Annotated in this window: 11 protein-coding genes; all 11 read right to left on the bottom strand. The window is 73.9% G+C overall.

Going from position 1 to position 12,279, the window contains the following annotated elements:
• Positions 1-54: 54 nt before the first annotated feature.
• Genes ACWDVW_RS28325 through ACWDVW_RS28275 form a run of 11 tightly spaced genes read right to left on the bottom strand, consistent with a single transcriptional unit; the run spans position 55 to position 11,744 of the window.
• Complete coding sequence (locus ACWDVW_RS28325) at positions 55-699, bottom strand: helix-turn-helix domain-containing protein (protein WP_131054526.1); 645 nt, start codon at positions 697-699, stop codon at positions 55-57.
• A 50-nt stretch (positions 700-749) separates the two neighbouring features.
• Positions 750-1,373, bottom strand: coding sequence for a GNAT family N-acetyltransferase (locus ACWDVW_RS28320; RefSeq protein WP_449954794.1), 624 nt, complete (start codon positions 1,371-1,373; stop codon positions 750-752).
• Positions 1,370-2,911 carry an ABC transporter ATP-binding protein gene (locus ACWDVW_RS28315; RefSeq protein WP_449954791.1) on the bottom strand — a complete coding sequence of 514 codons (1,542 nt, stop codon included), beginning with the start codon at positions 2,909-2,911 and terminating at the stop codon, positions 1,370-1,372. The genes ACWDVW_RS28320 and ACWDVW_RS28315 overlap by 4 nt, the downstream gene beginning before the upstream one ends.
• Positions 2,908-3,741: an ABC transporter permease gene (locus tag ACWDVW_RS28310; RefSeq protein ID WP_449954789.1), complete on the bottom strand. Its 834-nt coding sequence runs from the start codon at positions 3,739-3,741 to the stop codon at positions 2,908-2,910. Before ACWDVW_RS28310 ends, ACWDVW_RS28315 begins: the two co-directional genes overlap by 4 nt.
• Positions 3,738-4,682, bottom strand: a complete 945-nt coding sequence (locus ACWDVW_RS28305; protein WP_449954787.1) for an ABC transporter permease — start codon at positions 4,680-4,682, stop codon at positions 3,738-3,740. Before ACWDVW_RS28305 ends, ACWDVW_RS28310 begins: the two co-directional genes overlap by 4 nt.
• Positions 4,679-6,226, bottom strand: coding sequence for an ABC transporter substrate-binding protein (locus ACWDVW_RS28300; protein WP_449954785.1), 1,548 nt, complete (start codon positions 6,224-6,226; stop codon positions 4,679-4,681). Before ACWDVW_RS28300 ends, ACWDVW_RS28305 begins: the two co-directional genes overlap by 4 nt.
• Before the next feature lie 29 nt (positions 6,227-6,255).
• The gene (locus tag ACWDVW_RS28295) at positions 6,256-7,548 is read right to left on the bottom strand and encodes an MFS transporter (protein WP_449954783.1); all 1,293 of its coding nucleotides are present in this window, start codon (positions 7,546-7,548) and stop codon (positions 6,256-6,258) included.
• Complete coding sequence (locus tag ACWDVW_RS28290) at positions 7,545-8,573, bottom strand: dipeptide epimerase (RefSeq protein WP_449954780.1); 1,029 nt, start codon at positions 8,571-8,573, stop codon at positions 7,545-7,547. Before ACWDVW_RS28290 ends, ACWDVW_RS28295 begins: the two co-directional genes overlap by 4 nt.
• On the bottom strand, positions 8,570-9,625 hold the full coding sequence (locus ACWDVW_RS28285; RefSeq protein ID WP_449954777.1) for a PLP-dependent cysteine synthase family protein: 1,056 nt from the start codon (positions 9,623-9,625) through the stop codon (positions 8,570-8,572). Before ACWDVW_RS28285 ends, ACWDVW_RS28290 begins: the two co-directional genes overlap by 4 nt.
• Positions 9,622-10,449: a Rossmann-like domain-containing protein gene (locus ACWDVW_RS28280; protein ID WP_449954775.1), complete on the bottom strand. Its 828-nt coding sequence runs from the start codon at positions 10,447-10,449 to the stop codon at positions 9,622-9,624. The genes ACWDVW_RS28285 and ACWDVW_RS28280 overlap by 4 nt, the downstream gene beginning before the upstream one ends.
• The gene (locus tag ACWDVW_RS28275) at positions 10,446-11,744 is read right to left on the bottom strand and encodes an ATP-grasp domain-containing protein (RefSeq protein ID WP_449954772.1); all 1,299 of its coding nucleotides are present in this window, start codon (positions 11,742-11,744) and stop codon (positions 10,446-10,448) included. The genes ACWDVW_RS28280 and ACWDVW_RS28275 overlap by 4 nt, the downstream gene beginning before the upstream one ends.
• Positions 11,745-12,279: the final 535 nt, after the last annotated feature.

Below are 12,279 nucleotides of genomic sequence, written 5' to 3'. Positions count from 1 at the left end.
GACCTCCCGGAGTTGCCGGCTTGTTTCATCACAGTGAACAAGCCGGGGCCGCCGTCAGAACAGCCGGGGCGTGACGACCGAGACCACGGTGGTCACCGCGTCGGTGTCGTTGTACATCGTGTGCGGCACCGTGGAGCGCAGGTGCACGCTGTCGCCCGGGTGCAGCCGGTGCTCGACGCCGTTGACCTCGTAGAGCAGCTCGCCGGAGATGACGTAGGCGAACTCCTCGCCCGCGTGGCCGTACGCGTTCTCCCGCCGACCGCCGGGGGCGATGTGCACCAGCATCGGTTCGAGCAGCAGGTCGGGTCCGCGTTCGGAGAGCATCCGGTAGGTCTGCTGACCCGAGACGTACTGCGTGGCGGTGGTCTCCGCCCTGGTCAGCGAGAAGTGGTGGGGCAGCGTGGTGACGGTGCCTCCGACCGGCGCGGTGCTGGCGTCGAAGAAGTCGCCGACCGTCCGGTCCAGCGCCTTGGCCACGCTGCCGAGCGCGGTCAGCCCGATGGACGAGATGCCGCGCTCGACCTGGGACAGGAAGCCGATCGACAGCCCGGAGCGGGACGCGAGGCCGCGCAGGGTCAGCCCGCGCTCCTTGCGGTACTGGCGGATCCGGGCTCCGACCAGGTCGGCCGGGGTGTGGCCGTTGCTCCCGTCGTCGGGGCGGGCCTGCTCCGGGACCGGATGACTGCCCGTGGACCGCATGGGGACCTCCTGTCGCGCTGGCCGGAACCCGTCCGGACCCGTGTTCGATGCTATCGAACGGAGGTGGCCCTTGGGGAAGCCCCCGACCGTGCCGAATCGGCGGCGATCTGGTCCCCGTGTGCCGGTCTGCGGCCGGGGAGCGGGATCTCGAAGTGGACGGTGGGGGAGGCGTGTGGATCACCGTCGCGCGGGTCGTGCACCAGGTCGGCCACCCCGCGCCAGAACGCCTCCGCACCGGGCACCCGGGTGTCGGTGTGCAGATAGACCACCCGGTAGTCGGGTTGCCCGGCGGCGAACGCGACGGCACGCCGCACGAGGGCGCGGGCGAGCCCGTTGCGCCGGTGCTCCGGACGGACGTACACCCGGAAGAGTTGCGCCGTGCTCGCCGCCGGGTAGCGCTCCACCAGCCAGCGCGGGTGCGGCGGGCTGTTCGGCGCGGCGGCGCGTACGGCGGTGGTGGCGACCACCTCGTCACCCTTGGTGGCGACGAACAGGGCGTGCCGCTCCGGGCGCAGGTAGGTGCCGGCCAGGTCGATGACGTCGGCGTGCCAACGAGGCTGGTAGCCGTAGCCGAAGACCTGGTAGAAGGTGTCCAGCATGACGCTGCGGGCACCGTCGAGGTGTTGCGGCCCGGCGGTGCGGAGGTCGTACGGTCCGGTCGTCTCGTCGGTCATGTCCTGCTCATCTCCTCGGTGTCGGGTGTGGTTGCGGGTAGCGCGATCGTCGGGTCCAGCAGCGCGCGGGTCAGCGGCGACCGGGCACGGGTGGGCAGGTCGTCGGCGCGACCGTGCTCGACCACCCGACCGTGGTCGAGCACGACCACGTGGTCGGCGAGCCGGACGACGACCTCCGTGTCGTGTGTGATGACCAGCAGCGCCAGGCGGTGCGCCTGCCGCAGCTCGTCCAGCAGGGTGAGGATCCGGTCCCGGTTGACGCCGTCCAGCCCGGAGGTGATCTCGTCGCAGACGAGCAGGCGCGGCCGGGTCAGCAGGGCCCGGACCAGGGCGGCGCGTTGCAGTTCGCCCCCGGAGAGCCGGTCCGGCCGACGGGTGACCAGGTCCCGGTCGAGGCCGACCTGATCCAGCAGGGCACGTGCCGCCGCCAGCACGTCGGCGGGTTCCTGTCGCCGCAGCCGTACGGCGGGCCGCGCGACCTGCGCCAGCACCGGCGCGTACGGGTGGAAGCTCGCCCGGGGGTCCTGGAAGACGTACTGCACGGCGGCGAGGTCGGCCGGGTCCCGTCGGTCGAGGGAGGCGGCCAGGCGTCGGCCGTCGAGGGTGACGGTGCCGGTGTCCGGCCGGTGCAGCCCGGCCAGACAGCGGGCGAGGGTGGTCTTCCCGCTGCCGGAGCGGCCGATCAGCGCGAGGCACTGCGCGTCGCCCTGCGTCACGTCGACGCCGTGCAGGACGGTGCCGCCCCGGTGCGCTGCGGTCAGTGCCTCGGCCCGCAGCAGCGCCTCGACCGGCGGGGACCCGGCGGTGGGACGGGCCGCCGGAGCGGACCGGGCGGGCTCCCCGACGACCGTGTGCGCCGGACCGGCGGCGACCACCACGCCCCGGTCCAGGACGATCGCGTCGTCGGCGATCGCCCGGACCAGGTGCAGGTCGTGGCTGAGCAGGACGACGGTGACCCCGGTGGCGGCCAGGCGGCGCAGTTCGGCGGCCACGTCGCGGCGGTGCAGGCCGTCCTGCCCGGTAGTGGGCTCGTCGGCGACCAGGACCCGGGCCCCGGCCAGCAGGGCGTGCGCGATCACCAGTCGTTGCTGCTGCCCGCCGGAGAGCTGGTGCGGGTAGCGCCGCAGGATGTCGGCGGGCAGCCCCACCCGGGTCAGCACCGCCCGGACCGCCTCCCGGACGGCGGCGCGGCGGGCCCGACGGCCGGAGACCGGGCGGTGTCGGCGGGCGATCTCGTGCAGCACGGGACCGATGCGGCGTACCGGGGTGAGCGCGGCCGAGGGCTGCTGCGGGACGTACCCGACGAGTCCACCGGGCGCCGGGTTCCCGGGATCGACCACCCGACCGTCGATCTCGACCCGGCCGGTGAGGCGTACGCCGGGACCGACCTCGCCGAGCAGCGCCCGCCCGAGGGTGGACTTGCCGCTGCCGGACGGACCGACGACGGCGAGCACCCCACCGGACGGCACCGTGAACGACACGTCCCGCAGCAACCGGTGTCCGTCGGCGACGGCACCCAGCCCGTCGACCCGGATCATCGGACCTCCTCCCGGGTACGCGCGCTGTCCGGTTCCGCCACCGGCTCCCGGCCGGTCAACAGCGCGTCGGTGACCAGGTTGACGCCGACGGCGAGCGCGACGAGCAGCGCGGCGGGCACGACGACCGCCCACGGTTGCAGGAAGATCCCGCCCCGGTTGCGGTCGACCATGACCGCCCAGTCGGCGGCGTCCGGGGCGACCCCGATGCCGAGGAAGCTGGCCGTCGCGACGAGATAGACCGCGCCGATGAACCGCACCCCGGCGTCGGCGAGCAGGACCCGGCGGATGCCCCGCACGACGTAGCCCATCGCCCGCCGCCACCAGGTCTCCCGGTAGAGCCGCATCGCCTCCATCACGGTGCCGTGCGCCAGCGGCAACGCGGCGGCGCGGGTGATCCGCGCGACCTCCGGCAGGGTGACCACCGCGACGATCACCACCAGCGTCAACGGCCCGCGTGGCGCGGTGGCGGCCAGCAGGATGAGCAGCAGCAACGACGGGATGGCGAGCAGCAGGTCCAGCGGGCGCATCAGCGCCTCGTCGAGCCGACGGTGCCGGGTCAGCGCGGCGACCAGGCCGAGCGGCACACCCAGCAGATAGGCCAGCGCGGTGGCGGCGACCGCGACCGCGACGACGGACCACCCGCCGAGCAGCACCTGCGCCACGACGTCCCGGCCGACGAAGTCGGTGCCGAGCAGACCCGCGCCGTCGAACGGTCGGGTCCGCGCGTCGGATTCGGTGACCAGCACCGGTCCGGCGACCGCGAGCAGCAGCGGCACGGCGAGCAGCACGATCCCGACGACCGCCCGGGGCATTCGCCGTCGGGCCGTCACCGGACACCGACCGTACGCGGGGCGAGCCGGAACGCCACCAGGTCCGCGACCAGGTTGACCAGCACGGTGGTGACCGCCACGACCACGCAGAGCCCCTGGACGGTGGGTACGTCCCGGGCGGCGACCGCGTCGACCAGGGCGGTGCCCAGCCCGGGGATGACGAAGACCGCCTCGACCACGATGACGCCGCCGAGCAGCCAGTCGGTGGTGCGGGCGACCTGCTGCACGACCGGCGCGGCGGCGGTCGGCAGCGCGTGCGCCAGCCACCGCCGCCGGGTGGAGAGACCGAGACGGCGGGCGTGCTGGACGTACTCCGCGCGCAGGGCGTCCACCATGCCGGCGCGGGTCAGCCGACTGATCGAGCAGATCGGTCGGGCCAGCAGCACCAGCAGCGGCAGCACCAGCACCCCCGGCTGGGCGAGCAGGTCGGAGCCGACGGCGGTGGGCGGGAACCATCCCAGCCGGACGCCGAAGACCGCCACCAGCAGGATGGCCAGGGCGAACTCGGGCACCGCGTACAGTCCGACCGCGAGGGTGGTGAGTGTCCGGTCGAGTCGGCCCCCCTCGCGGCGGGCGGCGAGCATGCCGAGCCCGACGGCGAGCGGCACCAGCAGGACCAGCGTGGCGACCGCGAGCAGCAGCGTCGCGGCGGCCCCGCCGACGATCAGGTCCAGCACCGGCCGCTGCGAGATCAGCGAGGCACCGAGGTCGCCGTGCAGCAGCCCGACCAACCAGTCCAGGAAGCGTCGCCAGGCCGGTTGGTCGAGGTCGAGCTGCGCCCGGATCAGCGCGATCCGCTCCGGGTCGGGATGGTCACCGGCGATCACCACGGCCGCGTCCCCGGGCAGCGCCTCGGTGAGGACGAACACGACGGTGGTGATGCCGGCGACCTGCCCGACGCCGAGCAGCAGCCGCTGCACGGTGTAGCGGGTCAGACTCAAGCCAGCCACACCTTGTCGAAGCGGGCCCAGTCCAGGGTGTTCGCGGGCGCCTCGGCGGAGACTCCGCGCACCTTCGGGGCGGTGGCCACCAGGAAGTCGGCGAACCCCCACACCAGCAGCCCGCCCTCGGCGTGCAGCATCCGCTGCATGTCCCCGTACGCGCGGCGGCGACCCGCCTCGTCGGGGGTGGAGACGGCGGTGCCGTAGAGCGCGTCGAACTCGGGCCGCGTCCAGCGGGTGGCGTTCGTGGTGGAGGTGGTCAGCAGCCGCTGCGAGATGTGCGTCTCGATCGGCATGGCGCCGCTGCGGAAGGTGGCCAGCACGCCGCCGTCGAGCACGTCCCGCCAGTAGGTGTCCTTGTTGCGTTGCACCGGCTCGACGGTGAGCCCGACCTGACGGGCCTGGTCGGCGAAGACGCTGGCGGCCTCGACGAAACCGGCGGCGACCGGTGCGGTGTCCAACGGGATGCGCAGTCCGCGCGCACCGGCCCGGTCCACCAGCGCGCGGGCCCGGTCGAGGTCGCGGGTGCGCTGCGGGATGTCGTCGGCGTAGTACTGGAAGCCCTTGCCGAACAGGTCGTTGCCGACCTGCCCGGTGCCGGAGAGCACCGTCTCGACGAGCTGCTCCCGGTCGGTGAGCAGGAACATCGCCTCGCGCAGGTCCCGGTTGTCGAACGGGGGACGGTCCACCTTCATCGTGAAGCCGAGCAGGTTGCTGTTCGGCATCCGGGTGATGGCGACCCGGTCGTTGCCGGTGTGCGTCCGCGCGGTGGTCGGGCTGACGTCGTGCGCGTAGTCGACCTGCCCGCCGAGCAGTGCGTTGATCCGGGCCGACTCCTCGTTGGCGATCACGTACTCCAGCTCGTCGAGGTGCGCGGCACCCTCCCAGTAGTCCGGGTAGCGGGCCAGCAGCAGCGACCGGCCGGGGGAGAAGCTGCGCACGGTGAACGGGCCGGAACCGATCGGCCGGTCGAACGTCTCGGCACCCTCCGGCACGATGTACGCGCCGAACGCGGCCAGGACGTTGCCGAACTCGGCGAACGGCCGGTGCAGGGCGAACTCGACGGTGCGGTCGTCCACCGCCCGGCTGGCCCGCAGGTCGATCAGGGCGAGGCTGGCGCGGGCCCGGAACGCCCGGTCCGGGTCGACGATGCGGGCGTAGCTGGCCAGCACGTCGGCGGCGCGGACCGGCCGACCGTCGTGGAAGGTGGCCTCGCGCAACGCCACCCGCCAGCGGGTCAGGTCCGCGTTCGGTTCCCAGCTCAGCGCCAGCCGGGGCTGGATCGACACGTCGGGGCCGTAGTCGGCCAGCTTGTCGAAGACGGCCTTGGCGCGGGACGCCTCGTTGAACAGATTCGCCAGGTGCGGGTCGAGCGTCTCGGTGGCACCGCCACCGGCGAACGCGACCCGCAACCGGCCGCCCCGCCTCGGGGTGTCACCGGCACCGGGGCCGCTGGTGGAGTCGCCGCCGCAGCCGGTGAGCAGGGCGGTGGCGAGGGCGGCGCCGCCGCCGAGCAGCGTGCGGCGGGACAGGTGGATCGACATGGGGTTTCCTCTCGAAGGTGTTGCGGTGTTCAGGCCGCGCCGGGGCGGCGAGGGGTGACGGCGGGCAGCCGCGCGTCGCCCGGTGCGGTGTCGGCGGCCGGTCGGGGGCTGAGCAGGTTCCGGCGGTGCAGCACCCGCACCGCCGCGGCCGAGGCCAGTCCGAGGGCGGCGCAGAGCAGCCACGCCCCGGCCGGGACCCGCTCGGCCGCGCCGTCCGATCCGGTCTGCATGAGCCCGCCGACGGCGGTGGTGGCGAGCGCCGCCACCACGCCCGAGGCGAGATAGAAGACGCCGAAGTAGGTGCCGGTGAGCCCGGTGCGGGCGAATCCGGGCAGCAGTTCCAGCACGAACGGCTGCGCCACCATCACCCCCACCGCCAGCGCCAGCGTGGTGACGAGCACCGGCAGGACGCGTACCGCCGGGGGACCGCCCAGCGGCAGCAGCGGCACCAGGAACCCGGCACCGGTCACCGCCATCCCGGCGGCGATCGCGGTGCCCCGGTCGACGTGGCGACGCAGCCGCGCGGTGATGCGGACCTGCCCCGCCACGGTGACCACGGTGGAGACGACGAAGAGTGCGGCGACCGCCAGCGGCGTGCCGGTGACCGCCTCCGCCTGCACCGGCAGCACCAGATAGAGCTGGGTCTGCAACGCGAAGAGCGCGCTCAACGCCACCGTGAACGCCAGGAACCGGCCGTCGGTCAGCGACTCCCGCCAGTCCCGGCCGACGCTCTGCCCGCTGGCCGTCACCGGCTGGGCCGGCAGCACCAGCGCCTGCGCCACGGTCAACGCGGCGAACACCAGCGCGGCCCCGGTCGCCGCCGCCCGGAAGTCGACCAGCAGCAGCGCGCTGCCGACCAGCGGCCCGATCAGCGCGCCCGCGCTGGCGAACACGTTGAACAGGGCGAACGCCTCGGCCCGCCGGTCCGGGGCGGCCTGGGCCAGATAGGCGCGCACGGCCGGGTTGAACAGGGCACCGGCCAGACCGGTCAGCACCGAGGCGACCAGCAGTGCCGCCAGCGACCCGCCGACCGCGAAGACCGCGAAGCCGACCGCCCGCAGCCCACACCCGGCGATGATCACCCCGCGCGCGCCGAGCCGGTCCGCCGCCGAGCCGCCGAGCAGGAACAGTCCCTGCTGGCTCAGGTTGCGTACCCCGAGGACCAGGCCGACCAGGGCGGCCGAGAGCCCGATCTGGTCGGTGAGATACCCGGCCAGGAAGGGCAGCAGCATGTAGAACCCGACGTTGACGCCGAGCTGGTTGACCACCAGCAGCCGGATCGGCACCGGGAAGCCGCGCCACGACGCCCAGGTGGCCCTCACCGGGGTGCCTCCGCCGCCGGTGCCACCCCGAGCCCGGCCGCCCCCGACAGGCGCAGCACACCGTCCCGGCCGCCGATGCCGGTCCACGGGTCGTCGGCGAGCAGCAGGTGGCCGTCCAGGTCCACCCAGCGGGCCAGACCGGCCAGGTGCACCGCCGGGGCGATGCCGAGCGAGCTGGCGACCAGGCAGCCGAGCATCACGTCCAGGTCCCGTTGCCGGGCCGCCTCGATCATGTCCCCGGCGGCGGTGATGCCGCCGCACCGCGCCAGCTTCACGTTCACCCCGGCGACCGCGCCCGCCAGCCGGTCCAGGTCGGCCGGACCGGCGGCGTCCTCGTCGGCGATCACGGGCGTGCCGCTGCGGGCACCCACCCAGGCCAGCAGGTCGGGGCGGCCCGGCGGGATGGGCTGTTCCACCGCGTCCAGCCGTTGCGGCGCGAGCGCGTCGAGCTGACGCACGGCCTGCTCGGCGGACCAGCCGCCGTTGGGGTCGAGCAGCAGCCGGGCGTGCGGCGCGGCGGCCCGGACCGCCGCCACCCGGGCCAGGTCGTCCGCGTCGCCGGCCTTCACCTTGAGCACCGAGAACCCGGCGGCGACCAGCCGTCGGGCGGTCGCCGCCGCCTCCGGCACCGGCACCAGCCCGATGGTGTACGCGGTGGCCACCGGCGTCGGCTGCGGCGCCCCCACCAGCCGGTGCACCGGTACGCCCCGGGCGTGCCCGAGCAGGTCGTGCACGGCCGCGTCGAGCGCCCCACGCACCCCCGGCGGCCCCGGATACGCGCCCAGCTCGCCCCGGAGCGTCTCCGGGTCCGGGCAGCCGGCCACCCGCTCCGCCCAGCCAGCGCAGCACGCCTCGATCGCCGCCCGGTCAAGTCCGAGGTAGTTGCTGGTGACGACCTCGCCGTGCCCGGTGAGACCGTCGTGCGTCACGGTCAGCCGCACCGCCTCCCGGCGGGCCATCACCGACCGCGAGATGCGCAGCGGCTCCCGCAGCACCAGCGGGTACGCCTGCCAGGTCAGCCTCATGCCGGCACCCGCCCCCGGTCAGCAACCGGATCGGCCACCGTCCGGCACCGGCTCCACCGGGTGACCTCCACCGCGCCGGGGTGCGGGATCTCCACCGGGTGTCCGTGTCCCGAACCGAGCAGCCCGTGCCGGGCGCACCAGCCGTCGTCGAAGATGCTGTCGAGATAGCGGTGCGGGCCGTCCGGGAAGACCGTCACCACCCGCGCGTCCGGCCGGGTCCGGGCGGCCCAGGCGGCGACCCGGGCCACCGCCCCGGTGCTCCACCCACCGGTGACGAAGCCGGTACGCGCCAACCGCCGGCAGGTGTCCACCGCCTCCGCCGGACCGACCCAGTGCACCTCGTCGAAAGCCGGATAGTCCACGTTGTCCGGATGGATGCTGCTGCCCAGGCCGCGCATCAGCCGGGGACGGGCCGGCTGACCGAAGATCCTCGACCCGACCGTGTCCACGCCGATCAGCCGCAGGTGGGGCCAGGACCGCCGCAACGCCCGCGCCAGCCCGGCGCTGTGCCCACCGGTGCCCACACTGCACACCAGCACGTCCACCGCGTCGACCTGGGTGGCGATCTCGTCACCGAGGCTCGCGTACCCGGCCACGTTGTCGGGGTTGTGGTATTGATCCGGCCAGTACGCCCCCGGCAGCGCCGCGAGTAGCTCGGTCAACCGGTCCCGGCGGGCCTGCTGCCACCCGCCGGTCGGATGCGGCCGGTCGACCACCTCCAGCCGGGCCCCGTACGCGCGCAGCAGCGCCCGCATCGACGGCTCCAGCTCCCGGTCCACCACCAGCACCACCGGGTGCCCGAAGGCGTGCCCGGCGAACGCCAGCCCGATCCCCAACGTGCCGCTCGTCGACTCCACCACCGGCGCGCCGTCGCGCAACTCGCCCCGACGCCGCGCCCCGGCCAGCATGGTGACCGCCGCGCGGGCCTTCATGCCACCCGGCGCGGCACACTCGACCTTCGCCCAGAAGCCGCCGTGCGGGTGCGGCAGCGGCGCGTCGACGTAGACCAGCGGGGTGTGTCCGACCAGGTTCAACAGTTGCGGCGCGCTCATCCGGACACCCCGTAGCGGTAGAGGGTCGTCGGCCCACCGTCGAGCCAGAAGAACGGGTACGGCTCGGCCGACACGGCGGTCAGCCCGGCGCCCAGGAACCACGGCAACACCGCGCTGCCGGTCTGCGCGAACGCCACGAACGGTTTCCGCTCGGCGGCGGCGTGCGCCAGCAGCGGCGCGAACGTGTCGTTGCCGAGGGTCATGCCGGAGGCCAGAATCGCGTCGCAGCGGTCCAGCACCGCCGTCGCGTCGGGCAGGTGCGGCTCGCCCCACTCGGTGCGGCCTCCGGTTAGGTCGCACGGCAGATACCGGCGACCGGTCGCCCGCAGCCGCTCCAACAGGGAGTTGACCACCCCGACGACCAGCACCGTGCGGCTGCTCGCGGGCAGCAGCTCCACCACCGCCTCGGCGCGCGCCCGTGACTTGGCCAGCGACCCGCCGCCCGGCACGCTGACCGTCGCGTCCGCCGCCTCGGCGTGCGGGCGCACCGCCATCAGGTACGCGTCCAGCGCGGCCACCCGCACCGGCAGCAGCGGGTGAGCGAGCAGGTCTGCCACGGACGCGCCGACGCAGTCGTACGCGGTCTCGTCGGGCAGCTCGCCCGGCTCGATCGCGCACGATCCGACCGCCGCGTCGACCCGCAGACTCAGCACGTGGTTGCGGTAGCCGTGCGCCCGCGAGGCGTGCCGCACGCCCTGCCGGGTGACGAACCCGACGCTGACCGTGGCCCGCGCCGGATCGGCCCCGAGCCGTCCCGCGCGCACGGCCTCCACCAGCGCCGACATCGACCGGTACGCCGGTCGGGCCGGCGAGGTGGCGGTCACGCCCCGACCCCGACCCGGGCGTCGGCACCAGCCGGAACGCTCTCGTCGAGGTACCCGACCCGGGCCTGCCCGGCCAGCCGGTCGGCGACCGTCCGCGCACCGGCACCGGCGGTGTCGACCACCATCACGTGACCGAGGTAGTCGTTGTTGCTGCTGGCGTCCCCGGCCCGGTGGCCGTCCGGCTTCACCGACCAGTCGACCACCCGAGGGTCCGACGACCAGGTCCCGGTGCCGTCGATCCGCGCCACGACACCGGGTCGCGGCGGCAGCACGAACGCGATCGCGGCACTGCGTACGCCGGTGTCGGCCGGGGTGAGGTCCGGGTGTTCGCCGAGCGCGAGCTGCGCGTACACCATCGGCAGATCCACGCCGGTGACCCGGCGCACCAGCTCGGTGATCTGGTTGCCGGCGGGCCGGGGGTTGACCTCCACCACGCGCGGCCCGGTCGGCGTCAGCCGCAGCTCGGTGTGCCCGACCGCGCGATCCAGCCCGACCGCCTCCAGAGCGGCCACGGCCACCTCGCCGATCCGCTCACGGGTCGCCGGGTCCAGCACCGCCGGGAACATGTGGCCGGTCTCGACGAACCCGGAGGCACCGCCGAGACTCTTGTCGGTGATCCCGACGACCGTGGTCACGCCGTCGACGGTGACCGTCTCCACGCTCACCTCGGGACCGGTCAGCAGCTCCTCCAGCAGTACCACCGGCACCCTCGGCTGCCGCCGAGCATTGACCGGGAACGCGGCGAGGGCGTCGAACGCGGCGCGCAGCTCGGTCGGGTCCGCCACCTGCCGCACGTACATGCCGGCGCACAGGTCCACCGGCTTCAGCACCAGCGGATACCCCAGCTCGCGGGCGGCCTGCGCGGTGGCCGCCCAGCCGTCGGCGAGCGCGAAGCGAGGTTGCGGCACCCCAGCGCGGGCCATCGCCGTGCGGGCCAGATCCTTGCGGTACGCCCGCCGCACCGCCGCCGGATCCGCACCGGGCAGCCCGAGGTGCGCGGCCACCTGGGCGACCGTGTCCAGGTAGTAGTCGCACGAGGTGAGGACCCCGTCGAAGCGCAGCGCCGCGTGCAGCCGCCCGGCCTGCTCCACCAGCGCGGGTACGTCGTTGGTGTCGACGGTCAACACGTTCTGCGCGGCCAGCAGCGGATGCGTGCCGCCGGGCGGCGCGCCGCGCAGGTAGTGGTGCAGGTCCCGGGTCAGGAAAGAGAACCGGTGCCCGGTCTCCAACACTGCTCGCGGCAGGAGGTGGCTCATCGCCCCGACCCAGCTCTCCACCAACAACACGTGCGCCATCGGCGCCTCCCCACTCGGCAACAGGCGATGGCAATGGTAACGGTTTTCATTTGCGGGAGGAAGGAGGGGGTGCGGCGTGGCGTGTCGGAGGGTGACGCCGTGACGACAGTCGTGCGCCGGGATCGAGGGTGGCCTGGCGGAGCTGCGGGCCCTCTACGCCGAACTACATCCAGACGATCGGGTGCTTTACGCCGGAGACGTCACGGGTTCGATCCGAAGATCGCCCACCATGGTTAGCAGTGCGCGAACCGCATGAGTGGTCTTTGATCAAGGGTTTGGCCTTCAAGCCCAGGGTTGTTCACTTCCACACCCATCTGGGGACGGCGTAGGCGAACTTCTCGTCCTCAGCCGTGGCGTCCATGCATCAGTTCTGCCGTCACTGAACTGTCTTCACCGTCCGTCAAGCGTGGCCGAGTAGGCGTCGGCGTCCCAGACCTCAACCGCTACAGATCTTGAATGGTCAGGTTCGTCCGATGTGGTCTGTGTGACGGCTTGGGGCTGGGGTAGATCCGTGGGATGAGGTATCCCGATGGAG

This window comes from Micromonospora sp. NPDC003241, assembly GCF_053589795.1.
This window is presented reverse-complemented; position numbering and strand designations above follow the sequence as displayed.

Coding starts and splice junctions, on each gene's coding strand:
- ACWDVW_RS28325 (WP_131054526.1), bottom strand. CDS start 699: ATGCGGTCCACGGGCAGTCATCCGGTCCCGGAGCAGGCCCGCCCCGAC.
- ACWDVW_RS28320 (WP_449954794.1), bottom strand. CDS start 1,373: ATGACCGACGAGACGACCGGACCGTACGACCTCCGCACCGCCGGGCCG.
- ACWDVW_RS28315 (WP_449954791.1), bottom strand. CDS start 2,911: ATGATCCGGGTCGACGGGCTGGGTGCCGTCGCCGACGGACACCGGTTG.
- ACWDVW_RS28300 (WP_449954785.1), bottom strand. CDS start 6,226: ATGTCGATCCACCTGTCCCGCCGCACGCTGCTCGGCGGCGGCGCCGCC.
- ACWDVW_RS28290 (WP_449954780.1), bottom strand. CDS start 8,573: ATGAGGCTGACCTGGCAGGCGTACCCGCTGGTGCTGCGGGAGCCGCTG.
- ACWDVW_RS28285 (WP_449954777.1), bottom strand. CDS start 9,625: ATGAGCGCGCCGCAACTGTTGAACCTGGTCGGACACACCCCGCTGGTC.
- ACWDVW_RS28275 (WP_449954772.1), bottom strand. CDS start 11,744: ATGGCGCACGTGTTGTTGGTGGAGAGCTGGGTCGGGGCGATGAGCCAC.